This is a genomic window from Helicobacter sp. MIT 14-3879 (genome assembly GCF_003364125.1).
Genome location: NZ_NXLP01000004.1, coordinates 80,242 through 104,816 on the forward strand (window position 1 = coordinate 80,242; position 24,575 = coordinate 104,816).

At 27.6% G+C, this 24,575-nt stretch carries 33 protein-coding genes and 3 tRNA genes; 17 read left to right on the forward strand and 19 right to left on the reverse strand.

The window, feature by feature from the left end:
• Positions 1 to 23: 23 nt before the first annotated feature.
• The 5 genes from CQA44_RS04410 to ychF are packed head-to-tail and all read left to right on the forward strand — an operon-like array spanning position 24 to position 4,027.
• The gene (locus CQA44_RS04410) at positions 24 to 365 is read left to right on the forward strand and encodes a hypothetical protein (protein WP_115546079.1); all 342 of its coding nucleotides are present in this window, start codon (positions 24 to 26) and stop codon (positions 363 to 365) included.
• Positions 366 to 386: 21 nt separating this feature from the next.
• Positions 387 to 917 carry an adenine phosphoribosyltransferase gene (gene apt / locus CQA44_RS04415; RefSeq protein ID WP_115546080.1) on the forward strand — a complete coding sequence of 177 codons (531 nt, stop codon included), beginning with the start codon at positions 387 to 389 and terminating at the stop codon, positions 915 to 917.
• A gap of 5 nt (positions 918 to 922) precedes the next feature.
• Entirely contained in the window at positions 923 to 1,549 is a 627-nt protein-coding gene (locus CQA44_RS04420; RefSeq protein WP_115546116.1) for a DedA family protein, read from the forward strand.
• A complete protein-coding gene (locus CQA44_RS04425; RefSeq protein ID WP_115546081.1) occupies positions 1,546 to 2,946 on the forward strand; it encodes a leucyl aminopeptidase in 1,401 nt (466 codons plus the stop codon). Before CQA44_RS04420 ends, CQA44_RS04425 begins: the two co-directional genes overlap by 4 nt.
• Positions 2,936 to 4,027 (forward strand): redox-regulated ATPase YchF, encoded by a 1,092-nt coding sequence (gene ychF, locus CQA44_RS04430; protein WP_115546082.1) that lies wholly within the window; start codon positions 2,936 to 2,938, stop codon positions 4,025 to 4,027. The genes CQA44_RS04425 and ychF overlap by 11 nt, the downstream gene beginning before the upstream one ends.
• A 3-nt stretch (positions 4,028 to 4,030) precedes the next feature.
• Here the strand turns inward: ychF and nusA are convergent, their stop codons facing one another.
• Entirely contained in the window at positions 4,031 to 5,149 is a 1,119-nt protein-coding gene (gene nusA / locus CQA44_RS04435; protein WP_115546083.1) for a transcription termination factor NusA, read from the reverse strand.
• A 114-nt stretch (positions 5,150 to 5,263) separates the two neighbouring features.
• Here nusA and CQA44_RS04440 point away from each other — a divergent pair, with 114 nt between their 5' ends.
• From CQA44_RS04440 to CQA44_RS04450, 3 genes are all read left to right on the forward strand, one after another.
• Positions 5,264 to 5,512, forward strand: coding sequence for an HP0268 family nuclease (locus tag CQA44_RS04440; protein ID WP_115546084.1), 249 nt, complete (start codon positions 5,264 to 5,266; stop codon positions 5,510 to 5,512).
• 10 nt (positions 5,513 to 5,522) lie between these two features.
• Positions 5,523 to 6,815, forward strand: coding sequence for a tRNA (N6-isopentenyl adenosine(37)-C2)-methylthiotransferase MiaB (gene miaB, locus CQA44_RS04445; protein ID WP_115546085.1), 1,293 nt, complete (start codon positions 5,523 to 5,525; stop codon positions 6,813 to 6,815).
• Positions 6,816 to 6,878: 63 nt separating this feature from the next.
• Positions 6,879 to 7,442 (forward strand): lysophospholipid acyltransferase family protein, encoded by a 564-nt coding sequence (locus CQA44_RS04450; protein ID WP_258864896.1) that lies wholly within the window; start codon positions 6,879 to 6,881, stop codon positions 7,440 to 7,442.
• On the opposite strand, the gene CQA44_RS04455 is transcribed toward CQA44_RS04450, so the two are convergent.
• Complete coding sequence (locus tag CQA44_RS04455; protein ID WP_115546087.1) at positions 7,439 to 8,761, reverse strand: peptidase U32 family protein; 1,323 nt, start codon at positions 8,759 to 8,761, stop codon at positions 7,439 to 7,441. The genes CQA44_RS04450 and CQA44_RS04455 overlap by 4 nt on opposite strands.
• Positions 8,762 to 8,773: 12 nt before the next feature.
• Positions 8,774 to 9,478, reverse strand: coding sequence for a chemotaxis protein (locus CQA44_RS04460; RefSeq protein WP_115546088.1), 705 nt, complete (start codon positions 9,476 to 9,478; stop codon positions 8,774 to 8,776).
• A gap of 121 nt (positions 9,479 to 9,599) precedes the next feature.
• On the opposite strand from CQA44_RS04460, the gene nspC reads away from it, so the two are divergent.
• The 3 genes from nspC to CQA44_RS04475 are packed head-to-tail and all read left to right on the forward strand — an operon-like array spanning position 9,600 to position 11,671.
• A complete protein-coding gene (gene nspC / locus CQA44_RS04465) occupies positions 9,600 to 10,790 on the forward strand; it encodes a carboxynorspermidine decarboxylase (protein ID WP_115546089.1) in 1,191 nt (396 codons plus the stop codon).
• 32 nt (positions 10,791 to 10,822) lie between these two features.
• The gene (locus CQA44_RS04470) at positions 10,823 to 11,260 is read left to right on the forward strand and encodes a copper resistance protein CopD (RefSeq protein ID WP_115546090.1); all 438 of its coding nucleotides are present in this window, start codon (positions 10,823 to 10,825) and stop codon (positions 11,258 to 11,260) included.
• 30 nt (positions 11,261 to 11,290) lie between these two features.
• The gene (locus CQA44_RS04475) at positions 11,291 to 11,671 is read left to right on the forward strand and encodes a group III truncated hemoglobin (RefSeq protein ID WP_115546091.1); all 381 of its coding nucleotides are present in this window, start codon (positions 11,291 to 11,293) and stop codon (positions 11,669 to 11,671) included.
• A gap of 13 nt (positions 11,672 to 11,684) precedes the next feature.
• Here the strand turns inward: CQA44_RS04475 and CQA44_RS04480 are convergent, their stop codons facing one another.
• Entirely contained in the window at positions 11,685 to 12,434 is a 750-nt protein-coding gene (locus CQA44_RS04480) for a DUF3943 domain-containing protein (protein WP_115546092.1), read from the reverse strand.
• Positions 12,435 to 12,684: 250 nt separating this feature from the next.
• Between CQA44_RS04480 and CQA44_RS04485 the strand changes: the two genes are divergently transcribed.
• A complete protein-coding gene (locus CQA44_RS04485) occupies positions 12,685 to 12,981 on the forward strand; it encodes an HU family DNA-binding protein (RefSeq protein WP_115546093.1) in 297 nt (98 codons plus the stop codon).
• 56 nt (positions 12,982 to 13,037) lie between these two features.
• Positions 13,038 to 13,114: transfer RNA gene (locus CQA44_RS04490), tRNA-Arg, on the forward strand.
• 883 nt (positions 13,115 to 13,997) lie between these two features.
• On the opposite strand, the gene CQA44_RS12485 is transcribed toward CQA44_RS04490, so the two are convergent.
• The 4 genes from CQA44_RS12485 to CQA44_RS04505 are packed head-to-tail and all read right to left on the reverse strand — an operon-like array spanning position 13,998 to position 15,256.
• A complete protein-coding gene (locus CQA44_RS12485; protein WP_181881778.1) occupies positions 13,998 to 14,159 on the reverse strand; it encodes a hypothetical protein in 162 nt (53 codons plus the stop codon).
• Complete coding sequence (locus tag CQA44_RS04495; RefSeq protein ID WP_115546094.1) at positions 14,153 to 14,599, reverse strand: hypothetical protein; 447 nt, start codon at positions 14,597 to 14,599, stop codon at positions 14,153 to 14,155. Before CQA44_RS04495 ends, CQA44_RS12485 begins: the two co-directional genes overlap by 7 nt.
• Positions 14,592 to 15,005 carry a DUF6402 family protein gene (locus tag CQA44_RS04500; protein WP_220272141.1) on the reverse strand — a complete coding sequence of 138 codons (414 nt, stop codon included), beginning with the start codon at positions 15,003 to 15,005 and terminating at the stop codon, positions 14,592 to 14,594. Before CQA44_RS04500 ends, CQA44_RS04495 begins: the two co-directional genes overlap by 8 nt.
• 50 nt (positions 15,006 to 15,055) lie before the next feature.
• Positions 15,056 to 15,256, reverse strand: coding sequence for a hypothetical protein (locus CQA44_RS04505; RefSeq protein ID WP_115546096.1), 201 nt, complete (start codon positions 15,254 to 15,256; stop codon positions 15,056 to 15,058).
• A gap of 16 nt (positions 15,257 to 15,272) precedes the next feature.
• Here CQA44_RS04505 and CQA44_RS04510 point away from each other — a divergent pair, with 16 nt between their 5' ends.
• A complete protein-coding gene (locus tag CQA44_RS04510) occupies positions 15,273 to 15,551 on the forward strand; it encodes a hypothetical protein (RefSeq protein ID WP_147289748.1) in 279 nt (92 codons plus the stop codon).
• 1,087 nt (positions 15,552 to 16,638) lie between these two features.
• Here the strand turns inward: CQA44_RS04510 and CQA44_RS13165 are convergent.
• The 6 genes from CQA44_RS13165 to CQA44_RS04540 form a co-directional block, all read right to left on the reverse strand.
• Positions 16,639 to 16,782 carry a hypothetical protein gene (locus CQA44_RS13165; RefSeq protein WP_258864897.1) on the reverse strand — a complete coding sequence of 48 codons (144 nt, stop codon included), beginning with the start codon at positions 16,780 to 16,782 and terminating at the stop codon, positions 16,639 to 16,641.
• Positions 16,783 to 17,202: 420 nt separating this feature from the next.
• Positions 17,203 to 17,526 (reverse strand): hypothetical protein, encoded by a 324-nt coding sequence (locus CQA44_RS13170; protein WP_258864898.1) that lies wholly within the window; start codon positions 17,524 to 17,526, stop codon positions 17,203 to 17,205.
• 693 nt (positions 17,527 to 18,219) lie between these two features.
• Positions 18,220 to 18,558, reverse strand: coding sequence for a hypothetical protein (locus tag CQA44_RS04525; RefSeq protein WP_115546098.1), 339 nt, complete (start codon positions 18,556 to 18,558; stop codon positions 18,220 to 18,222).
• A 294-nt stretch (positions 18,559 to 18,852) separates the two neighbouring features.
• Complete coding sequence (locus CQA44_RS04530) at positions 18,853 to 19,065, reverse strand: hypothetical protein (protein WP_147289749.1); 213 nt, start codon at positions 19,063 to 19,065, stop codon at positions 18,853 to 18,855.
• 504 nt (positions 19,066 to 19,569) lie between these two features.
• Positions 19,570 to 19,827, reverse strand: coding sequence for a hypothetical protein (locus CQA44_RS04535; protein ID WP_147289750.1), 258 nt, complete (start codon positions 19,825 to 19,827; stop codon positions 19,570 to 19,572).
• On the reverse strand, positions 19,796 to 20,014 hold the full coding sequence (locus tag CQA44_RS04540; protein ID WP_115546101.1) for a hypothetical protein: 219 nt from the start codon (positions 20,012 to 20,014) through the stop codon (positions 19,796 to 19,798). The genes CQA44_RS04535 and CQA44_RS04540 overlap by 32 nt, the downstream gene beginning before the upstream one ends.
• 275 nt (positions 20,015 to 20,289) lie before the next feature.
• Here CQA44_RS04540 and CQA44_RS04545 point away from each other — a divergent pair, with 275 nt between their 5' ends.
• Positions 20,290 to 20,514: a hypothetical protein gene (locus CQA44_RS04545; RefSeq protein WP_115546102.1), complete on the forward strand. Its 225-nt coding sequence runs from the start codon at positions 20,290 to 20,292 to the stop codon at positions 20,512 to 20,514.
• A 366-nt stretch (positions 20,515 to 20,880) separates the two neighbouring features.
• Here the strand turns inward: CQA44_RS04545 and CQA44_RS12490 are convergent, their stop codons facing one another.
• The 5 genes from CQA44_RS12490 to CQA44_RS04555 form a co-directional block, all read right to left on the reverse strand.
• The gene (locus tag CQA44_RS12490; RefSeq protein ID WP_181881779.1) at positions 20,881 to 21,027 is read right to left on the reverse strand and encodes a hypothetical protein; all 147 of its coding nucleotides are present in this window, start codon (positions 21,025 to 21,027) and stop codon (positions 20,881 to 20,883) included.
• Positions 21,028 to 21,203: 176 nt separating this feature from the next.
• Positions 21,204 to 21,374: a hypothetical protein gene (locus tag CQA44_RS12495; RefSeq protein WP_181881780.1), complete on the reverse strand. Its 171-nt coding sequence runs from the start codon at positions 21,372 to 21,374 to the stop codon at positions 21,204 to 21,206.
• Positions 21,375 to 21,626: 252 nt separating this feature from the next.
• Positions 21,627 to 21,767 (reverse strand): hypothetical protein, encoded by a 141-nt coding sequence (locus tag CQA44_RS12500; protein ID WP_181881781.1) that lies wholly within the window; start codon positions 21,765 to 21,767, stop codon positions 21,627 to 21,629.
• 490 nt (positions 21,768 to 22,257) lie between these two features.
• Positions 22,258 to 22,334 (reverse strand) — tRNA-Met (locus tag CQA44_RS04550).
• A gap of 54 nt (positions 22,335 to 22,388) precedes the next feature.
• Positions 22,389 to 22,463 (reverse strand) — tRNA-Gln (locus CQA44_RS04555).
• A 116-nt stretch (positions 22,464 to 22,579) separates the two neighbouring features.
• Between CQA44_RS04555 and CQA44_RS04560 the strand changes: the two genes are divergently transcribed.
• On the forward strand, positions 22,580 to 23,602 hold the full coding sequence (locus CQA44_RS04560; protein WP_115546103.1) for a bifunctional 3,4-dihydroxy-2-butanone 4-phosphate synthase/GTP cyclohydrolase II: 1,023 nt from the start codon (positions 22,580 to 22,582) through the stop codon (positions 23,600 to 23,602).
• A 140-nt stretch (positions 23,603 to 23,742) separates the two neighbouring features.
• Complete coding sequence (locus CQA44_RS04565; protein WP_115546104.1) at positions 23,743 to 24,573, forward strand: metal ABC transporter solute-binding protein, Zn/Mn family; 831 nt, start codon at positions 23,743 to 23,745, stop codon at positions 24,571 to 24,573.
• Positions 24,574 to 24,575 lie beyond the last annotated feature (2 nt).

Below are 24,575 nucleotides of genomic sequence, written 5' to 3' on the forward strand. Positions count from 1 at the left end.
TTTTATTTTGGGAATTATAAAATATGGCTTCAGAAATTGCACAGTGGTTTTTATTGACAGCATTTATTTTATTTGTTTTATTTATGATTATAAAAACTTTTTTTTATAAAAATATAGCACAAAGAGAAGAAAAAACTTCTGCCTCTATTAAACTAACGCTTCACGAAGCAGAAATACTAATACGAAAACATCAATTACAATTACAAAGAGCCTTAGGCAATATTGATATTTTAACTGAAGAAATGAATACAATGAAAAATGAAATCAAAGCTTTAAAGCAACGTAATTCACAATATAAGATTGAGAGTGATAAATATAAAACTAGAATAAGAGAATTAGAACAAAAAATTGAAGCTCTTCTTTAAATTTAAATTAAAGGCATAACTATGGATAAGCAAAAACTATTAACTTCTATTAGGAAAGTTCCAGATTATCCTAAAGAGGGTATTTTATTCTATGATATTACCACAATAATTGGTAATGGAGAGATCTTTTTTGAATTAATTGAATTTTTGCACAATAGATATAAAAATGAAAAATTAGATTTTATAGCAGGAATAGAAAGTAGAGGTTTTATATTTGCTTCAGCCCTTGCTTATAGCTTGGGAATTGGTTTTGTTCCTATTAGAAAGAAAGGTAAATTACCATTTACAACTGTTAGTGAAAAATACTCTTTAGAATATGGATTTGATGAAATGGAGATTCACATAGATGCATTTGGAGGTAAAAAAAATTCAAGAGTTTTATTACTTGATGATTTAATAGCCACAGGTGGGACAGCAAAGGCTAGTATTAATTTAATAAATGCAGTTGGTGGAGTTTGTGTAGAGGCTTGTTTTATTTTAAGATTGAATGAATTTGATAGTATTAAAGAGATAGAAAAGAAGACAAAAGTTTTTAATGTATTGGATATTTAATGGGAATAGAAGATTTTATTATTGATTTATGGGGTAAGTATATTCAAGATTGGGGTTATTTAATACTTTTTGTATGGAGCATTTTAGAAGGTGAGTTAGGGTTGATTTTTGCTGGAATTGCTGCTCATACAGGAGATTTAAATGTATTTTTAGCAATTTTTATAGCTGGACTTGGTGGATTTACAGGAGATCAAATATATTTTTATTTAGGAAGATTTAATAAAAGTAATATTCAAAAGAAATTTTCTAGTCAAAGACGAAAGCTTGCATTAGCTCATTTATTATTACAAAAGTATGGTTGGTCAATAATCTTTATTCAACGTTATATGTATGGTATGAGGACTATTATCCCAATAAGCATAGGACTTACTAGGTATAGTGCAGTTAAATTTGCTATTATTAATTTAATTAGTGCGTGGATTTGGGCAGCTATTACTATATTGTTAGCTTGTTATTTTGGCAAGAATATTTTAGAGCTTTTGTTATGGTTTAAAAACCATCCATATATTTTATTAATATTGCTTATTATTTTTAGTGGTGGAGTTTGGTATTATTTTAAAACACAAACAAAGAGGGTTGATAAAAGGTTAGATAAATTAAGTCAAGAAATACAAACAAAGGAGAAAATGTGAATTTATATATTAAAAATAATGCAGAAGCAGATTTAGAAGTGCTTTTTGTTGCTAAAAATAGTAAAATTAGTCAAAAAGAAAAGAAGTTTTTTGATATTCAGGGGTTTAGCTTTAAGGCTGGAGAGAGCATATTTATACAGGATAGTTTTAGATTCTATATTGGATTAGATGATTTTAGTATAGATTCTATCCGTGAAGCTGGTGCTTTTTTAATAAAAAATCTTAAGAAATATAATATTAAAAGTATTAAAATTAAGGGTTTTGGAAATAGGGAGAAAAATTATGCCCTAATGCTTGGAATCTTACTTGGAGATTATGAATTTAACACTTATAAAACAAAAAATAGTAAAGAATCTTTAAAAGATATTTATATAATAGAATCTAGTAATTTTGTAGATGAAATTAAAAAAGCAAAAATATTGGCAAGTAGCATTAATTTTGTGCGTGAAATTGTAAATACTCCTCCCAATGATTGCACTCCTGTAAAATTAGCAGATATTGCAAAGAATATTTCAAAAGATTATTCTATTTCTTGTGATGTAGGAGATATTAAATTTCTTAAAAAAGAAAAAATGAATGCAATATTAGCAGTAGCATCTGCAAGTCCAAATGAGCCACGATTTATACAGCTTTCATATAAGCCAAAAAAATCAAAAGCAAAGATAGTGTTGGTTGGTAAGGGTTTAACCTATGATACAGGTGGATTAAGCCTTAAACCAGCAGATTATATGACTACTATGAAAGCAGATAAAAGTGGTGGTTGTGCTGTGCTTGGTATAATGAAAGCTATTGCAGAGTTAAAACCTAATGTTGAAGTTTGTGGCATTATTGGTGCAGTTGAAAATGCTATTTCTGGAAATGCTTATAAGCCAGATGATATTTTACATACTAGAGAGGGAGTTTCTGTTGAGGTTAAGAATACTGATGCAGAGGGAAGATTAGTTTTAGCAGACTGCCTTTCTTATGCACAGGATTTAAAGCCAGATTATATTATCGATTTAGCTACTTTAACAGGTGCTTGTGTAGTGGCTTTGGGTGAATTTAGTAGTGGAATTATGGGTTATAATGATAAGCTTAAGAGAGACTTTGAAAATATTGCATTAAAAAGTGGTGAGTTAATGGCAATTCTGCCTTTTAATAAACATTTAGAAAAGCTATTAGAATCTAAAAATGCAGATATTTCAAATATATCATCTAGTAGATATGGTGGAGCAATTACTGCAGGATTATTTTTAGGAAAATTTATAAGAGATGAGTATAAAAATTCTTGGTTACATTTGGATATAGCAGGTCCTGCATTTATAGAAAAAGAATGGGATGTCAATCCATATGGTGCAAGTGGTGTAGGGGTTAGAAGTGTCGTTGATTTTATTTTGAGTATTAATAATGGGGCTTAGTGTAGGAATTGTAGGGTTACCAAATGTAGGCAAATCTACTACTTTTAACGCCCTTACAAAAACACAAAAAGCACAGGCTGCAAACTATCCTTTTTGTACTATTGAGCCAAATAGGGCAATCATTCAAGTTCCAGATTCTAGAATAGATGAGTTAGCAAAAATAGTTAATCCTAAAAAAATTCAATTCTCTACAATAGAATTTGTAGATATTGCAGGTTTAGTTCGTGGTGCAAGTAAAGGTGAGGGTTTAGGTAATCAATTCTTGGCAAATATAAAAGAAGTAGATGCAATTTTGCATATTGTTAGATGTTTTGAAGATAGTAATATTACTCACATTGAAAGGGAAATAAACCCTATAAATGATATAGAAATTATAGAATTAGAGTTGCTTTTTTCAGATTTACAAACTTTAGAAAAAAGAATTGATAGATTAAATCGCTCTGCTAAAGCCTCAAAAGATTCTGCAAAGATTTTATCTTGTGCTATGACATTAAAGGAGCATTTAGAACAAAACAAACCTGTAAAAACCTTTAAAAATAAGGATAGTGATGAGTTTAGAAATCTTGATAAAGAGCTTAGATTTTTGAGTAATAAAGAAGTAATATATTGTGCAAATGTTAGTGAAGATTTTGAGAGTAAATATTTAGACAGTCTAATTCAGTATGCTTCTAAAAATAATAGCAAGGTCATAGTAATATGTGCTAAGTTAGAAGAAGAAATGATTGATATGAGTGATGAGGAAAAAAAAGAATTCCTATTAAGTATTGGGGTTGAGAAAAGTGGATTAGAGCAAATTATAAAAACTAGTTTTGAAACACTCAATTTAATAAGCTATTTTACTGCTGGAGTAAAAGAAGTCCGCTCTTGGACAATTAATAAAGGCACTAAAGCCCCTAAAGCTGCTGCTATTATACATAATGATTTTGAAAAAGGTTTTATTCGTGCAGAGACTATATCTTATACAGATTTTATTAAATATAATGGTGAATTAGGAGCAAAAGAAGCAGGAGCTATGAGGAGTGAAGGTAAAGATTATATTGTTCAGGATGGTGATATTTTACACTTTAGGTTTAATGTGTAAAATTTAGCTTTTAAATAATGATTGAAATAGTTCTTCAGAACTTTCTTTGTTTTCATTGACTATACCTTTAACTTTATCTTCTCCTATATCATCTATTTTTATTTCCATTTCAAGCAACATTGATGCTAAACGAATATTTATACCATCTTTACCTATAACCTTTGGTTTTTGGTCGCTATTTATTGAGATAATAGCTCTAGAATCTTCTATTTTAACGTTTTTAATTTTTGCAGGAGAGAGAGAGTTTGCTATAAACACTTCTTTGATATTTGAATATTCAATACAATCAATACTTTCTCCACAAAGCTTTTTACTTACAGAATTTATTCTAATTCCCTTTACACCAACAGTAGCCCCAACAGCATCAACTCGTGGAGTGTTGGAATGAACTGCTACCTTTGCTCTTATGCCTGGGATTCTAGCACATTTAATTATACTTATTTCTCCATCGCTAATTTCTGGTACTTCTAGTTTTAATAGCTCTTCTAAGAATTTTGGAGTAGTCCTACTTAATTCTATTTGTATGCCATATTTTTTATCAATATATATATTTTTTAATATACAAGATATATTTTGCCCAACTTCAAATTTTTCACCTTTAATTCTATTTTTACGAGGTAGTTTTGCACGTGTTCCATCTATTTCAATAATACTATCTTCACTTTTTTTATCAATATAAATTACCATTCCATTTACTATTTTACCAATATTATTTTTTAAATTATCAAATATTTGGTTTTCTATACTTTTTTCAATAGTATTTTCAATGTCTTTTAACAAAGAACTAATTATACTGCGATTCAATCCTAGCTCGTCTATGTTTAACTCAAATAATATTTCATCTCCAACTAAAATATTGCTTGTTTCCATAGAATTTGCATTGCTAAGATATATCTCTCTATTAAAATCTATGTTTTTTTCATCATCACTAATTACTTTTAATTTATAGAAAAGTTTAATATTTTTGTCTTTTTTATCAAAATCAACAACAAAATTTTTATTTTTATCAATAACACTTTTGGCTAATTTTAGAATTTCATCTTTTATTATATTTTGCACAATATCAATTTGTAAACCTTTCTCATAGGCAATTATTTCTATAATATCTAAAATTTTATCCAAGATTTTTCCTTATTTGTAGTTCGAAAGTATGCTATATTATAGCAAAATAGAACTAAAATTTTTAAGAGTAATTTTGATATAATCAAAATTTTATATAATTTTAAAGGAAAATTAATGGAATTAAAGCTTGCAAAAAAAGAATTAGAAGATGAACAACAAACAATATCTTTAAAAGAAATACAAAACCAAGTAGAAACAAATGGTAGTGCTACTTTTTACCTAGATAACGATAATCCTATAAAAGATATTCAAAAAATGAGAGCTACTTTAGACAAAAATTTAAAATCAGTTCATTTAAATGAACTAAGATATGGCATTGATAAAAATAGCTTTTTATATGAATTACATATAATTAATTATTAGAATTAATAAGATGAATAAAAAATTATTTATTAAAACCTTTGGCTGTGCTATGAATATGCGTGATAGTGAGCATATAATAACGGAGCTTCAGATAAAGGAAAACTATTCTATAACAGAAAATGCAAAAGAAGCAGATTTAATAATTATTAATACTTGTAGTGTAAGAGAAAAGCCAGAAAGAAAGCTTTTTAGTGAAATAGGGATATATTCAAATATTAAAAAGCAGAATGCAAAAATTGGTATTTGTGGCTGCACAGCAAGCGCATTGGGTGAAAAGATAATTAAAAAAGCACCAAGTGTTGATTTTGTGCTTGGAGCTAGAAATGTATCTAAAATTTCTAAAGTTATTTCTATTCCAAAAGCAGTTGAAGTTGCTACAAATTATGACGAAAGCAATTATGAGTTTTGTATAAGCAAAGATTCTTCTTTTAGAGCATTAATAAATATTTCTATTGGTTGTGATAAAAAATGTTCTTATTGTATAGTTCCGCATACAAGAGGAAAGGAGATTTCAATACCTCTTGATATGATATTAAAAGAAGCAGAATTTAGAGCAAAAAATGGTGCTAAAGAAATTATACTTTTAGGACAAAATGTAAATAATTATGGAGCTAGATTTTCAAACCATCATAGAAAAGTAAATTTTACTAATTTATTGCAAGAAGTAAGTAAAATTGATGGTATTCAACGCATTAAGTTTGTATCTCCTCATCCTCTTCATATGGATGATGAGTTTATAGAAGAATTTGCTTATAATAAAAAAATTTCAAAATATATTCATATGCCTTTGCAAAGTGGTTCAAATAATGTTTTAAAAGACATGAAAAGAGGTTATAGTAAAGAGTGGTTTTTAAACAGAGTAGAGAAAATCAAAAAGCTTGTTCCAAATGTTGGCATTGGAAGTGATATAATTGTAGCATTTCCAACAGAAAGCGAAGATGACTTTAAAGATACATTAGATGTTGTAAAAGAAGTTGGGTTTGATACACTTTATAGTTTTATTTACTCTCCTAGAGAAAATACAAGTGCCTTCAACTTAGAAGAGATTCCACGAGATGTTGCTTTAAGTCGTCTTGAGACTTTACAAAACTTACATAGAGAGATTCTGAAATCTAAGGCAAAAAAAGAAATTAATAATACCCATAGAGTGATGATTGAAAATGTTATAGATTCTATTGAAGGTAGAAGTGATAATGGAAGGTTAATTAAGATTGAGGGTAGTAAAGAAGTAAGTTTAGGTGAAATTTATGATGTAGTTATTACTAAAAATGAAAATGGTAGTCTATTTGGTAAAATTGCATAAATGAAGAAAGAAACTAAGAGAAAATTGCTTTTATTGTTTATTCCAAGATTTGTTTGGTGTGTTTTGTGGTTATTATATTTTTCATCTAGGAATAGGTTTTATATTAACGATAATGTCTATAACAATAATGCTATTTTTGTGTTTTGGCATGGTGAATTTTTAATGCTTCCATTCTTATATAGAAAGATAAGAAAAAATCCTAAAATCTTTGTAATTTCAAGTGAACATTTTGATGGTGAATTAATGGTGAAGTTATATAGCTATTTTGGGTTTAAGAGTATTAGAGGTTCTAGCTCAAAGGGCGGTAGAAGAGTTTTAATTCAAGCTTTTAGCAAGTTAAAAGAAGGGTTTGACACAGCAATTACTCCAGATGGTCCAAAGGGTCCTTATCATAGCATTGCTGATGGTGTTGTTGCTATGGCACAAAAAACTGGAGTAAATGTTGTTGTTTTACAAACTATATCATCTAAATTTTGGCAATTAAAAACTTGGGATAAATTTATAATCCCAAAGCCATTTGCTAGCATTAAATATTATGCCTTAGAGCCTTTTAAACTAGATTCTAATCTAACATATAAAGAAGCAAAGGAGTTAGTTTATAAAAAAATGACACAACCTTGCTTTTAAGTTTCATCTAACTTTTGTCTTATAAATGAAAATGGAGGTAATTTTATTGGCATTTTAAAGGGATTAATGTTTCCGCTATGTATTTCTTTAACTTCTCTGCCATTTTTAAATATTATCTTATTAAAATTTATAAAGAATTTATTATTTTCTTTATAAATTTCTCCTATTTCATTACAAACTAATGGCATCTTAGATTCTATTGGGGTGATTATCTCTTTTGCTTCACCTATTCTTATTGTATGGTTACAATTTGCAAATTCTCCGCTTTCATCTACTTTTGCAGTTACTTGATAGCTTCCATCACTAATTGCACTTTGTGTATTTTGTGTATTTAGCTTTTCGTATGGTCTATGGATTATATATCCGTCGCTAAAGCCACGATTTTTTAGTGTGTTTAATTCAAATTCATATAAATCTTTTTGATTAACACCCTTTTTAAAATCATCTAAAATCATTCTATAAGTTCTAGTAGTTATTGCTGTATAGTATGCAGACTTAGTTCTTCCCTCTATTTTAATTGCATTAATCACATCTTGCTTTAATATTTCATATAAATGTTGTGATAGATTTAAATCTTTTGCATTAAATATATATGTTCCTACACCTTCCTCCTCCTCTAATCTCATCATAACACCATTTTCAGGATTTCTTACATAAAATTCATAATCAAATCTACAATCATTCGCACAACTACCACGATTTGGCACTCTTCCACTTTGTAGTGATGATATTAGGCATCTACCAGAGAATGCAAAGCACATACTTCCGTGACAAAAAATCTCAATTTCTAATTTTGGTATCTCTTTTTTAATTTCTATAATATCTTTTAAGCTAATTTCCCTAGCTGCAACTATCCGCTTTGCCCCCATATCAAAGAATACTTTTGCATCAAGAACATTTAAAACATTTGCTTGTGTTGAGATATGGATAGGAATATTTGGTGCTATTTCTTTGCATAACTTCATTACTCCAATAGTGGATACAATGAAAGCATCGGGTTGCATATCACGCACTTTAGCAATATGGTTTTTTAATAATTTTATTTGAGAATTAAAAGGAAATCCATTTATTGTAACATAGATTTTTTTATTATTTTGATGAACATATTTTATACCTTCAAGAAAGCTCTCATAAGTAAATTCTTTACCAGCACGATTTCTAAGTGAGAAGTGGCTAACACCACCATATACAGCATCTGCTCCATAATTTATAGCTATTTTTAATTTTTCTAAATTCCCAGCAGGTGATAATAGCTCTACTTTAGAGTTATTATTTTTTAATTGATATGAGTGGATATTAGAATCTATTATTTGTAACATAAAATTTAGATACTATTTTTTACCAAGAGAGGCTATCAAGGCTTCTATTTCATCACTATCAACAACATCACTTTTTTTATCACCTTCTATATAGGTAGCTGAAGATACGCGTTTTTCATCATCTATATCAGTATCTAGCATAGAGTTTAAATACTTAGCAAGAGTTCGCATTATATTTACTACACGTTCTATTTTTTGCCTATGAATATCTTGATATTGCATTATATCCATAGCTTGTAAAATACAATCACTATTCTCATTTGACTTTTCTATTATTATATTTACCTGTTTTATCATTTCATTACTTGATTTAAGAGATTCTTTAAATGTTATAATATTTGGAAATTGGCTTGATAATTTTTCAAATAATTCTTTTTGAGATTCTAAATATGATTTTATTTTTTTTATTTCTTTTGAAATTAAATCTGCATTAGAGCTAATAGTCTCTAATTGATCAAAAACTTGAGTAGCCTTTACCTCTAAACCCTTTGTTACATCATCTAGCTGATTTACTACCTTATGGTCTCCTGTAGGGGGAGGTGGAGGCCACTCTTCATCTGCACTAACACGATAATGATTTATATCTAAATTTTTATCATTTATTTTTATAGTTTTTGTTTCTATAAGCGGATTTTCTTCATTACTTTGTGGTTCTTTTTTTGTTTCTTCGTTATTAAAATTACCAAGTATTAATTCATTTAACTCTTCTTGTGTCATTATACCTTCTTGAAAATCTAAAATAAGTTTAAGATTCTATCAAACTTATAGCTTAAAATGCTGTTAAATTTTAAAGTTTAAATCTGTAAGATTCTATTCATATTTCTAAAAAGGAATAAAAATGATAAAACAATTAGCAAAGAGATTAAAAAATCCTTGTTATATATTAGAAGAAAAAAAACTAGAAGATAATTTAAAGATTCTAAAATATGTTAAAGATAAAAGTAATGCTAAGATATTACTAGCACTAAAGGGTTTTGCTTTTTGGAGTAGCTTTAAAATGGTAGCAAAGTATTTAGATGGTATTACTGCAAGTGGATATTATGAAGCAAGACTAGGTTTAGAAGAATTTAGGAAATACAATAAAAATGCAATTATTTCAGTATTTTCTCCAGCTTTTAAACAAAAAGATATTAAAAAGCTTACTTCATTTTCAAATCATATAATTTTTAATTCTTTTAATCAAATGTATTCTTATAAGCATTTATTAAAAAAAAATGTAGAGATTGGGCTTAGAATAAATCCTATGTATTCTGAAGTAAAACCAGATATTTATAATCCCTGTATAGAAGGAAGCAGGCTTGGGATAAATCCAAAAGAATTTAAGAAAGCATTAAAAACATATTCACTAGAGAATGTAAGTGGTTTGCATTTTCATACTCATTGTGAGCAAAATAGTGATGTGCTAAAAAGAACCCTAGAATATGTAGTAAAGTATTTTGGTAATTATATAAATCAAATGAAATGGATAAATTTTGGTGGAGGGCATCATATTACAAGAAAAGATTACGATTTGAAACTTTTGATTGATATTATTAAAGACTTTAAAGCAGAATTTAAGGATATTGATGTATATTTAGAGCCCGGAGAGGCTGTCGGATGGAAATGTGGCGTTTTAGTTGGGGAAGTCGTGGATATAATCAATAATAAATTTAATATTGCAATTGTTGATTTAAGTGCAGCTACCCATATGCCAGATTGTCTTGAGATGCCATATACTCCGGAAATTTTAGATTCTAAAATAATAAATTTAAATGATACTGATTTGAAATTACAAAATTTATATAAGTATCCATATCGTTTAGGTTCTCCTAGCTGTCTATCAGGAGATATTATAGGAGATTATGCCTTTAAAAAAAAGCTTAAAATTGGAGATAAAATTATTATTCAAGATATGATTCACTATACCATTGTAAAAAATAATACTTTTAATGGAATTCCATTACCTTATCTTGGAATCTTAAAAAAGAATGGTAAATTTAAGATAGTAAAAAGGTTTAATTATGATGACTATAAGCGTAGAAATGGATAAATTATTAAATATTTAAATTGTTAGGAGAGTTTTTGGAAGCAATGTATCCATATTTTTTAGTAGTGCATTTACTCTGTGCTATTATATTTTTAGGTTATATCTTTACGGATGTGATTTTGCTAACACCTATTCGTAAAATATTAGGAGATGAGATAGCAGATAAATTTTTTAAAATTATTTCACAAAGAGGTACAAAAATAATGCCATTTTGTGTGCTTTTGTTGGTAATAACTGGTGGTGCAATGATGACTAGATGGATTAATTTTGAACTTGGTTTTTTTAATACCAAATTACAGATTCTATTAAGTATAAAGATATTTTTAGCGTTGCTTATTGTGCTTATGGTAATTACTTCGCTTAGTTTTAAGTTTTTTATAAAAAAGAAGAATCCTTTAGCAAATATCATTCATCCAATAGCATTATTTTTAGGATTTTTTATAGTTATTTTTGCAAAATTAGCATTTTATTAAAATTTAGTTTTTATTATAAAAGGAATATATATGAAATATAATGAGATTAATATGGAAGGCATAAATAAATTAATGAATGTTTTTTATGAAAAGATTAGAGTTGATAAAGGTGAATTAGGAGAAATTTTTAATTCTAAGGTTGGCACAGATAATGATAGCTGGGATAAGCATAAAGCAAAGATTGCTTCTTTTTGGCAAGGAATGCTTTTGGGGGAGGGTGATTATGCCGGTCAGCCTATGAAGGCACATTTAGAATTGCCACCTTTTAAAAGAGAGCTTTTTGGCTCATGGCTTTCTTTGTTTGAAGAGAGTTTAAATATTATTTTTGAATCTCATATTGCAGAGCAGATTTTATCTCGTGCTAGGGCAATAGCACAGAGATTTGAATATATGATTTTTGAAGCACATTAAGTGAAATTAATGTTTAGAAATTAATTATAAAGCTTAGTTGAACACCTCCTTTGCCGTTTGGCAATATAGGTGTTGAAATGAATTGTATTTTTTTATTTTTATTATAAATTCCAAATAGCTCTCCAAGTCCTGTGCTATAAATTAAGCTTCCAATAGGGTCTAATATCCAAATTATACCTTTACCAAGCCACCATTGATCAAATAGTTTATTGTCATTTAATTGGATATATCTAATAATTCTATAAAATCCCTCACCCAAAAGAGAGCCAATAGCTGGTGTGATAATTATATCTTGCCAGCTAGGTGTTTCAGCAAATCCTTCTAAACCATATTCCCAAAAGAATGTCGATGCAAGGAATGAGAAGAATACAGATTCACTCCAATCAAATCCTGCCATTCTAGGCTGAATGTAGTATAATGCCCCAAAATATGGATGAGCTATGTAATTTAACCATAATTCATCGTCATCTACAACAGGACCTTTAGAAACCTTCTTTTTATAGTTTCTAAAAATATATTTTATCTCCTTTTTATTCCACTTAGTAACTTTTTCTGGCATAGTATAGAGGATTCCTGCGGTTGTAAAAGATGCAACAAAAAGTATACCAACACTTAATCCTAAATACCCACCTTTACTTGTGGGTTCATAGTAAGTTTCTTTTAACTTAGTATTCTTAAGAATATCTAATGTGTTTTGTTCGTTACACATAAGAATATTTGTAATAATAAAAATGCCAATAATTAATATTTTAAAGGTTTTCAATGTTTTAATCTCTTCTAAAAAATAACTCTATAATTTTATAAAAAATATTTTAATAACTAACTTTAAAGAGTTGTTTTAGTCTAAATTGCTTACAAATATAGGTTTTAATATCATTAAAATATTGTATTTTGGCTTGTTTTTTAATGTAAAAATTCTAAAAGTAACGAAATTTAGGCAATTAAGTATTGCAAATTATCAAAAATATATTATAATTACGGCGTTCATAATAAAAAATATAAAGGAGAAGAAAATGAACAAGTCTGAATTTATTGAAGAAGTGAAAAAAGTTGGTGGGTATGACACAAAAAAAGAAGCTGAAAAAGCCATTACTGCTTTTACAGATGCTGTTAGAAAAGTATTAGTAAAAAAAGAAACCGTTGAGTTAGTTGGTTTTGGCAAATTTGAGACTGCAGTTCAAGCTGCTAAAGAAGGAAAAATTCCTGGACAAAATAAAACTTATAAAACTAAAGAAAAAATGGTTCCTAAATTTAAGGCTGGTAAAGCACTTAAAGACGAAGTTGCTAAAATTAAAGTTAGCAAAAAATAAGCTACGTTAAATAGCGATAGATTATAATAATCTATCGCTATCATTTGTATAAAATAGTCCTCATAGCTCAGCAGGATAGAGCATACGATTCCTAATCGTAAGGCCATTGGTTCGAATCCAATTGGGGACACCACCTACAAAATATCTAAATTTTATATAAAACACATTTAGTTAGATTAAATAAAATCAAAATAAAATATTAATAATCATTAAAAAATATATCAATGTTACAATCTATATTTTAAATATATAATTCTATAATATGTGACAAGCTGCCATTTTTAATTTAAGTTAATCAAGTAGATTTTTTATAATTATATTTAGGAAAGTATATATAAATTTATTGGCAATGGATTTTGAAAGAAATTTTACATACATTATGTATGCAAGTATAAATAAGGATAGAAGCATTAAAGATTTGTATATAACATAATGCAATAAAAAAAGTTTTTCTGTTTGGATAATACCTATTTTTATCAAAATTAAAATAGAAAATAATAGCTATTTCCTTTTTATTACAATTACAACTTCACACTCAAATATTTCTGCATTTTTTATTATCAGATTCCTGTAAAATATATTTATATGTTATTTTGTATTATAATTTTGTTTAATCAATGTTAAACATAGCTTTATCCTTGTGCTTTAAAGAACAAATATAAAGCTATGATTCCAAGATGAATGAAGAGTGAAATAATGCTTATTGGAATAATCCAAATTGAAAAAAATATTTATTGCTTTATTTTTTCTATTAGTCATATACCATTTTCTTGATTGATATACTATGGGTAAAGACAATATGCAAATATAAAGTTTCAATAGTCCCCATTCATTGGTAATACAGACAATAATTAACAATAAATAATATGGAAATAGCCAAGCAATCCAAAAACTTTTTGAATATAAGAAATTACAAAAGCTCTGCCATTTAAAGAAGAAGCAAAGCAACAAAAAATGATATAATACCAATAAAAATCATAGGATATATGATTATATACACTAAAAATCCCCAACCATCAGTCATTGATTGCCTTTTTTATTTTTATCATAAATATCCATTTTGAATCAGAATCTTGTGGCACTATTATATCTTTGAAAGTCTTGCTTGTAACGATAAAATCACAGCCTAAGTTAAAATAATTTTGGGTGTTTTGGTAATTGTTTTGTATCTTTAACATTCTCTTATTGCCTCGCTTAGTATAATTACAATAGGTATGGTGAGTATCGGTGAAATTAAAAAATGTATAAAACTTGCTAGAATAATCCCTATTTTTTCCTTTTTACTCAAAGATTCTTTGATGATTTCTTGGTGGCTAAGAAATCTAAAAACCATAAAATACACAACAGACACAATACAAAAAACAATAGATAATGCCCATACTTCAAAGATAAGAGCATCAAGCTTAAAAAACTTATAAATTTTCCAAAGAACGATTGTTAATATCCAATATGCTATACCACAAACACCCCAATATCTTATAAAATCTTTTTTATGTATCGTTTTATAAATAGGCTTAATTGCAAGCCAAATAAAAAGTATTACCCCATAACCTACAAGAATGGGAAATATATCATCAATATGTGATGGACTATATAGCTTCTCATTTAGCTCACACATTTTCATCAATCCTCACACTTATTGGCATTGATAAAGGATACACTTCTATATCTTTGAAGCTAGAAGTAAGGATTCTAAAATCACAGCCCAAGTTAAAATAATTTTGGGTGTTGTTGTAGTCTTGATTAAACATTGTGTTTTCGTTTGGTTGTTTGATGTTATCTGTAGTATCTACCAAAGATATATATTTATGAGCTATTTCCCTCGCCAATGCAAAAGAACTCTTATCCATAATAAACTCCATAGTCTCATAATTCCATACACCTACAAATTGATTCGCATCTTCGGGCTTTTCAATGATAAAATCAAATCCATCATCAACATAAGCTTTTATTTGCGTAGGATAAGTAGCTATTTCTTTATCATTTATTTTTTCTACCTCAAATCTATCTAGGACATAATAGATTTGAAATTTACCAGAAAGGGCGTAGAAAGTGTCCTATGCGAGTATTTTATCTAAAATTTGGATTTTGGATTCAAAATAGAAATTTTACTTAAAGAGGTAACACTTTTGTGGGTTATCCCCCACCCTATGATTGGAGATCTTAACAGGATTAACTGATTAACTAGGGCTATGGCTTGGTTTGATTTTTCATTTAATATATTAGCAATATATCCCATTCCAAAGTAAGTATCAGAAATGCCATAATATTGCATTTGATGTCGCCTTAAATTGCTTGGTTTTATATCATCAAGTAGTTTTTGGCATTCTCTTAGGTTGGTAGAATCTGCAGTGATAGAAAATATCTTATTATTGACATTTGCTTCTTTTGGATTATTTACTATCTCTAAGAGATTGGCAGTTACTTGCAGAGTGGATTTATCATCTCTTATTTCTTTGATAATATCTTTTTTGTTTTCGATAAATTTTTGTATCCCTGCTAAAAAACCTTTTGTTAGAATCTTTCCATTGTATGTTGGTATTATTGGATTAGGTATGCCTTGTTGTTAGAATCTTTCCATTGTATGTTGGTATTATTGGATTAAGTATGCCTTGATAGCTATAGCTAGGTTTTTGTAATTGTATTTTTAGCATTCCCCCCCCCTAGCTCCCTCATCAAAGGAAATTTTAAATAAAATTCTTCCCAATCAAGCTCTACATAGAATCTTAGATTTTTCTTTTTATGTTCTTACACTTTTAATAATATATAACATATTTTTTACACACTAAAATATATACAAATTAATTATCATCTATAAATTTTATAATAAACTTATCCTGTGAGTTTGTATAATCTTTCTATCTTTAAGATAAGCTTATTTTGTTGAAGCACTATCTCGTTTATTTTTAAGTTTATCTTCTTTATAGGAGCATCTATGATGATTGAATTTGTCTATTTGTTTTAACCCTTGTCCTATCAAGCATTCTTTAAGTTTTTCTTGTCTAATACTACATTATAATGTTTATATTTTGCTAGAGTTCAAGGCAGTAGGGGCAAGCATCTTCATAAATATTTTCTATATGATAATCTAAATGATTGTGTTTTTCTCAATAAGATTTCTAATAAGTAATTTTTTCTGTCTCTCTATTTTGCATTATTTTTCTCCTATTAAATATATTTTTATAAAATTAAATATTATATTATCCCTCTTATTTTGGCTTTACTCCTAATTTTTCATTAACGCTTGCTCTTGTTCTACCTGAAGATTCAATAGTATAATGATAAACTTCTTCCATTGTTGTAAATCCCTTATCCCTCTTTAAATCTTTTACCCACTATTCCCAAGTTTTGTTTTTCTTTTTCATCTCAAGCTCTCTTGCCTTTTTTCTATCTTTCATTTTCTCTCGTGCTGCCTGTCTAACTTGATTGCGAAAATTAAAGTGAAATTTTGCTCTTTCCTCAAGTGTTAAGATCCTATCTCCTAATCTCTCTTAAGATAAGTTCGTCTATTTAGATACAAGGCTCAATGCTTTTTTCTATCGCAAGTCTGTTAAGTTCATTAACGATAATCTTAACAAACTCTTCAAGTCTATTGAGATTTTCTTTAGTTTCATTGAATGGAAAAACATAATGATGGGCAGAAAAATCATCATAATATCACACACATCGTATATCATTAATGCTAAAATCCCAAGCCATAGTATCTATGAGGTCTTTAAAATCTATCAAAACAATATTACAATGAAAAGCTAACCATATATCTTGACAATACTCAAAGGCATCTGAATAACCAAATCCCAATATTTCAAATTGCCACCTCTTATTACCCTCAATCATATACTTTTTCATACCAAATAATATTATTGGGGTCTCTTTTTTCTAAAAACTCTCTATCACTTAATTCTTTGGTATCATTTTGCTTATCCATAATTATTCCTTATTTTTTAAGATATTTATTATTGACTTTTGGGTTTGCTTTTTTAGAACTACCAATGATTTTTCTATATACATCATTTTAACTTTTGATTTCTTTGCTATATTTTTTGACATAAAATTAAAAAGGCTTGATTTTTGAGTTTGGCTTAATGTTTAACCACAAAGCCATAATTCTATCTTCCATAAAGTCTCTAGTTTGTTACTTAATACTATTTCTTAACTCGTATAATCTTTCTGCTTGTTGTCTTAAGTCTTTTATTTCGCGAAATGGATTCCATATTCTTTCTAGTTTTTCATTATACCACTTCTTGTTTCTTGGCTATAAAGCATCCTTGCTGGTATTTCATCTATTTTATCTAGCTTGCCCCTACCAAGATTAGCAATTTCATTTATTGCATTATAGATATGATGATAAACAGCTTTTGCTTTTGCCCCTATCAGCAAAGCAAATAACTCATCACTTACATCAATTAATCCCTCTTCTTTAAACTCCATAGGTGTGTAGAAATAAAAGGTATTGCCTACTTTATGATTGGGATTTTCTATAAAGGCATAGATTCTTATTGTTTGATTAAGCCATTCTTGTTTAAAGTGTAGGTTTTTCCTCACCTTGAAGTTCATTATCATATTTGTCTTTGAGTATTTGGAATGTTTTATTTTCTTTTACAGGTATAGACTGATTAGGGCTTCCTATGATATATCCCCATTTTGTTTCTTTCTTTTGTTGTTGATAGATTTACTTTTGTTTTTCTGTGTGTTGATTTTTATTAGGAATAGTATCTTGGTTATAATAAGCTTTAAGAGTAATGAGAATAGATTGATAGGGATTATTTTGTGAATAGATTGTGTTGTTATTGTGTGGATTGATATTGATTAGGAATGTTTTTAGAAGTTAGAGAATAGTAAGAGATTAAATACATAGTCTTTATTATTTGTAATGCCTTTATTATCTATATTATCTTATTATCTATTTATTATCTATATTATTTCTTTCTTTTATTTCTGCATAGACATTATTCACTAAGAGTTTATTTTGATAATAAGATTCTCTCACTCTCTAACCATCTCACTTTTTCTTAAATCAACAAGTGGTATTCTAAACTCTCTTTGTATATATCCTTTTTCTAAATATTCAGAAGTGATTTGTAGCTTTTGTGTATTATTGTTTGCTTCATAATTACTTCTAAAAGGGATAAAAGAGAGAAAGATAAGTTTAGGTTCTATTAAGTTTATATATTATATTCATCTTTTGTAATGTTTCTATCAAGATTAATATTAAAGAAGAGTGCATTATCTTTTAATTTAGCAATAAAGTTTTGTTTTTAAATCTTTAGTATAAATAAAGATTGTAGAATCTTTAGTGATTGCATTATTACTTTTATTTTCTATTTCTTTTAAATCAATATTTGTTAGTTTAATATTAAAGTTTCCATTATTATTAAAGGTATCTAAATCTTTAGGAGATTTTAATTCTATTCCTAGAGTAGAATAAGCTTTATCTTTTTGTAAAGTAGTTTTTAGAGTATAAGTAGAATTAGTAGAATCTTTGGATTCTAGATTAGCTTGTGTTGTAATGGAATCTTGATTAAGGTTTGTAGTGTTATTAATGCTTGAATGAGTGATATCTATTTTTTCAATCATTTAAACCAATCTTTCATTAAATAAACAAATAAAACTCTAAAAATAAAATATATTATCAATGTGTGAAAAACATTATCATTGCCCAAGCAAAACTTGCAAAGAGAATCCCAAACCAAACTTCTCTTACTTCTTGAGTTCCCATTCCATACGCATAATGTAGAGTTGAGGATTCACCATATATATGAAGCTAGAAAATGGAAGAAAACAAACCAAAAACCAAATATGAAAGATTTTCTCTTAACAATCAATAAGACAATCACCATTAAACCAATACTGAAGCGACATACCTAACATCTAAAATCCTTTTGTAGAGGGTGGATTGTTTTGCATAAACTCTATGAAGTCTTGAAAAGTTGGAGGCTTTGGCTTTAGCCAACTTTGTTCTTCATAATAATATTTTAATATCCTCCCATAACCTGCTATTTTCTCTTTAGCTAAAGAATTATAGAGTGTGCCGATTTTTTCAATCGTTGGATTTTCTAATCTTTCAATGATTCTTTTAACCAATTCATAACCCATTCTAATATTTATTTCTTTATTATTTTTTAACTTGTTCTTTTGTGAAATTAAATTGATTTGCTAGCTCTACCCAATAATCATAATTTACATTCATTAGGATGAAAAGTTTTATTTCAAGGATAATAAGCGTCATAATATCCATGTAGATTCTAGGTAAATAATTGCCTTAACTAATCTATTATGGTCTATATGATTTGTTTCAATATTTTTACATACAATTTATCAATTATATATTGATTTTCTGCAACTTCCTCAAAATCGTGTTTCTGATGCTAAGGAATATTGCTAGAGCAACCCTCCTCATACCCCTCAATATTAAATATAGTAGGTGTGTTGTTAATAATACTTTGTTTTCTATCTTGCTCTTTTGAAAGAATAGGTATTTTCTCCACCTCATACCCCTACCCTCTCTCTTAAATCCATTCTCTATCCTAACTTCAATATTGTTTTGTACAAATTTGTTTATATCTACAAATTCTTTTTTATCTTTTGTTATTTTAATAGTTTTTTAAATTCATTTTTTATAAGTTCTTTTAATTCACCTTTCTTACCTATTTGTAAAATATTATCTACTTCTATTGTAGTTTGTATCTTATCTTTAAAAACTTTATTTATTAATAAACACCCATTAGAATCTTTAGGAGAATTACCATTATGAATAAGGATATTTCTATCTACTCCTATAAAATCATTATGAAGTTTTAGAGTATTTCTAAACTTACCCCCCCCCATTATGCCAAGTTGTATCATATCTCCCACTAGGGATTCTAAGCTTAATCTCTCCTGTTATTGCATCAGGACCTTGTCTCTCTAATATATAGGCATAGGGTTCTTTATCTAGTAAAGAACTAGGGTTAAAATATTCATATTGCTTTGTTTTCTCTCCTATAATATTTCCATTCTTATCTACTCTTTTGTTATCTTTATAAATATTCATTCTTCCCTTTGTAGATTCACTTGTTTGTTTAAACCTCTCTATAAGAATTAAGATTCTTTTTTGATATTTTATCCTTAAAGGAATTATAGAATCTTCTTTTAGTTGTAAGTGTTGGAAGAAATAACATAACTCCTCTTTAAAATCACATTGGATTTTTTTGTAAGTTTAATGCGTTGGGATTATAAGTAATCTTAATAGAATGCACACTTTCTTTTGTGGGTTTGGTAGAATCTTCTTTATGTAAAAACTCATCATGATAAAAGCTTGTTGTATCATTGGCTTTGATTGCAAATCTCTCTCTTTGTTTGTTTTCTTTAGAATCTTCTTGTAGTGTCTCTAATGGTATTCCACTTCTTGCCTCCCATTCTCCTAATTTTCTCTCATTCTCTAATAATATAAGAGATTTTCCATCAAATTCTAAGACAAAACGAGATTCTACTATCTTAAGCTCTATGGAGGTAATTCTATCTTTTAAGATTTTTTTATCTTTTTTATTATAAATACAATAGGCAGGACTTATTGCATAAGCAAAGAAGATAATGTTTTTATCAATGAGTGTTTTTTATCTGCATTGTTGTTTAAGAGTTCTTTATCAAATATATCACTTAGCTTTAAAGTAATACAAACCCCTTTTTTATTCTCTAATTCTATATAATCTTTTGGGATAGAGGAGAGTTTAGGAGAAATGTTTGCTTTATTGTCAGAATCCTTTTTTTATATTCTCATTATTTATTTGAGATTTTAAAGATTTGTTTGCTTCCAAGAGAAGGAAAGGCATTATTTCGTCTTAGGATTCTTATTATTATTTTCTTTAGGATTTTTCACTTGTATTCTTCTCATCAGCCAAGTAAGCTCCCTCTACAACCTTAAAAGCCCTTAAAAGCCCATTTAATCTCTTCCTCTGCTATGTCATTATATCTTAATTTATCTGTGATAATGGTTTTGGTGATGTTGCCTTGTTGTAAGGCGTGATTTTGTTTAATTTGCTTGGTATTATCTTTTATTTCTTTCAAGGGGGTATAAGTTTTTTGCTCCTCATAAACAAAAGCTCTTAATTGTATTTCTTGCTCTATATCTATGTTATAGATTTCATTGTGTAGATTGCTTAAGGCTGTGAAGTCTTCTAAGAAAGTATGGGGGTGTGCTTATCCTTTTTATAAGCCTTAAGGATTCCTATATTTGCCTTTGCTTACTTTTGTTTGGGGAATCTAAGCCTTTGGGGATTTGTTTTGCTTGTATATAGTAAAGGTTTGGTGATGATGTTTGGATCTAGTGGTGTTTGCCTATAAGTTTCTGTTCCTTCAAGCATTGTTTTAAAAGCTTTGATTTTTAAATTATCATTTACTTCAAACTCTACCACTTCATAATCTTCATTTAAATTGTTACTTAACCTTTCTTCTTTTGCTGTTTCTTCATAGCTTTCTGCTGTAAAAAGCTTAAGAATCCCCTCTTTTATAAGAGCATTCTTTTGTCTTATTAGGGTGTTCTTCTGTTGGTTTTATATAAAATTTCAAACCTTAATTTCCTTTTTCAATTTTTATTTTTTTATAAATGCTATGTTTCCTTATTTTTTCTTAATTCTTTAATTAATATTTTAAATAAAGAAATAATTTTAACTTATATTTCTTTGAAACATATCATATATAAGTTTAGTTTTTTCTTTTTTATATTCTATTATAAACAGCTCTTTGATTAACTTCCGCACTTTATGGGGCAACAAAAATCCTTGCTTTGCTACAAACAACTCTTTCATTAGTTTTCTAAGATAAACTTATTTATCAATAATATTTGAAATATTGTTCTATGCTAGAGTTAAGTCAATTATCAACAGCTTTTTCCTTTATAAGAACTATCTAATTATGCTTAAAGCTAAATATTTTTTATTTATGGCTTTAATTTCTATTATTAAGTTTGTATAAATTTTGTCAGTATCAAGTTTGTAATTATTAAGTATCTGCCAAACAAAAACTGCATATAAATTACTTTATCATAATGCTACGGTAAGTAACGAGTATAAGATATTAAGAGTTAATTACGAGAAAATTTAGAAGTCTATATTTTATTTCTTAGCTTTCTTGTATTCTTTCTTTTACTTTTATCTAAGTTTATAAGTATTTTTAAAAATTTTACAGTTTGTTTTAATTTATTTTTAAAATCAAATATTTTAATCAAGGTTTAAGAAAGTTACATTTTAAATAATTTAATTGTATATTTAACTAAGTTTTATTTTGAGTTATTCTAATTGGTTGCGGGAGATGGATTTGAACCATCGACCTTTGGGTTATGAGCCCAACGAGCTACCGAACTGCTCTATCCCGCGTCAATAAAAGAAGTAAATATTTAAATAAATAAAATAAAAAATAAATATATAAATTGGCTGGGGTAAAAGGATTCGAACCTCTGAATGCCTGGACCAAAACCAGGTGCCTTACCACTTGGCTATACCCCAATAATATATTTAAAGAAATGCAATGAAACTGGAATTATATTTAATTTAATCTAGCATTGTCAAGTAGAATTTCTGCTATAATTTTTGATTTAATAAACTATTTTTAAGGAATCTTCATGCAGTTAAAAAGGGTAGATGAAGCAATAAAATCTATAAAAAATGGTGAAATGATAATAATAATGGATGATGAAAATAGAGAAAATGAAGGTGATATAGTTTATGCAGGAGAATTTAGTTCACCTGAAAAAGTAAATTTTCTAGTAACAGAAGCTAGAGGAGTGTTATGTGTATCAATTACTAGCGATATAGCAAAAAAGTTAGATTTTCCATTAATGGTAAATGATAATAGCTCAAATCACGAGACAGCTTTTACAGTTTCAGTTGATGCTAAAAGTGCTAAGACTGGTGTATCAGCATTTGAAAGGGACTTAACTATAAAATTAATATGTAATGAGGATTCTAAACCAAGTGATTTTGCACGTCCTGGACATATTTTTCCTTTGATTGCAAAAAAAGGTGGTGTTTTAGTGAGAACAGGGCATACTGAAGCAAGTGTTGATATTTGTAAATTAGCTGGATTAAAGCCTATTTCTGTCATTTGTGAATTAATGAAAAATGATGGTAGCATGGCTAATAATAATGATGACTTTGTTATTAAGTTCGCAAAAAAGCATAATCTAAAGATTCTATATGTATCTGACTTAGTTTATTATAAGCTTCAATATGAGCAATTAGTCAATAAAATAGAAGAGAGAAACACCTCTTTTTTTGGAATTGATTGCAATAAAATTGTATTTATAGATCATTTGGGATTAAAGCATATAGTGTATAAGTTTTCAGAATCTCCTAATATTAAATTTCATACTTTCAATAACATTTTAGGACTTCTTGAAAATGAAGAGTTTAGTATTTTGTCTAAATCAATAGAATTTTTTAAAAAAAATGGGGGATATTTTATTTTTATTAATGGAGATAAAAATACTAATATTATTGAAAATAAAACCTTTGGTATAGGGGCACAGATTCTAAAATATTTAAAAATTACAGACTTTAATTTATTAGTTACACATAAAAATAAACAATATATTGCATTAGATGGGTTTGGATTAAAGATAAAAGAGGAAATATTAATTTCATAATTGTTTAAGTCTTGAGTTAATATTATTAAATATTTTTAAAATAAATTAATTTAATGTTTATCAAATATAGATAATTTTAGTTATTTATGTTAATTTTAAAATTTTAAAATTACATACTATAATTACTAAAGGGGTATAACATGAGAGTATTTTTTATAATTACATTATTATTTTGTGCAACATTATATGCAAAGATTAATGTTAGTGTAAGTATTATTCCACAGGCTTTTTTTGTAAAACAAATTGCAGGAGATTTAGTAGATGTTAATATTATGGTTGATAAAGGAAAAAGCCCAGAGACTTATGAACCAAGTATGAAACAGCTATTAGAGCTCAATAAATCAAGTGTTTATTTTAATATAGGTATGCCTTTTGAAGATGCGTGGTTGGATAGATTTAAAGCTGTAAATAAAAATATGAAAATAGTTCCACCATTAAATGAAATGGAATCTAAAAAATATTTTAATCACAATCACAACAATAATCATAGTCATAAACACGCACCACATATTTGGCTTTCATTTGTTTTATCAAAGAGTCATATTAAACAGATTGCAGAAACTTTAATAAACCTAGATTCTAACAATAAGGCAATCTATGAAAAAAATTTAAATGATTTTTTAGAAAAAATTGATAAAGCATTTTTAGATGCAAAAAATAAAATAAAAGATAAAAATAAATCTTTTCTAGTATATCACCCTGCTTGGAATTATATTGCAGAAGAGCTTGGTTTGATTGAATATTCAATAGAACTAGATGGTAAAGAGGCAAAAATATCTCATACAAAAGATATATTAGATTTAATAAAAAAATACAACATCAAAACGATTTTTGTCCAACCTCAATTTTCACAAAAAAGTGCTATTGCAATAGCAAAAGAAGCAGGGATAAGAATAGATGTCGTTGATCCACTTGAATATGATTGGCTAAATAATATAAATTACTTTATTGATTTATTATCAAAAGAGTAAAG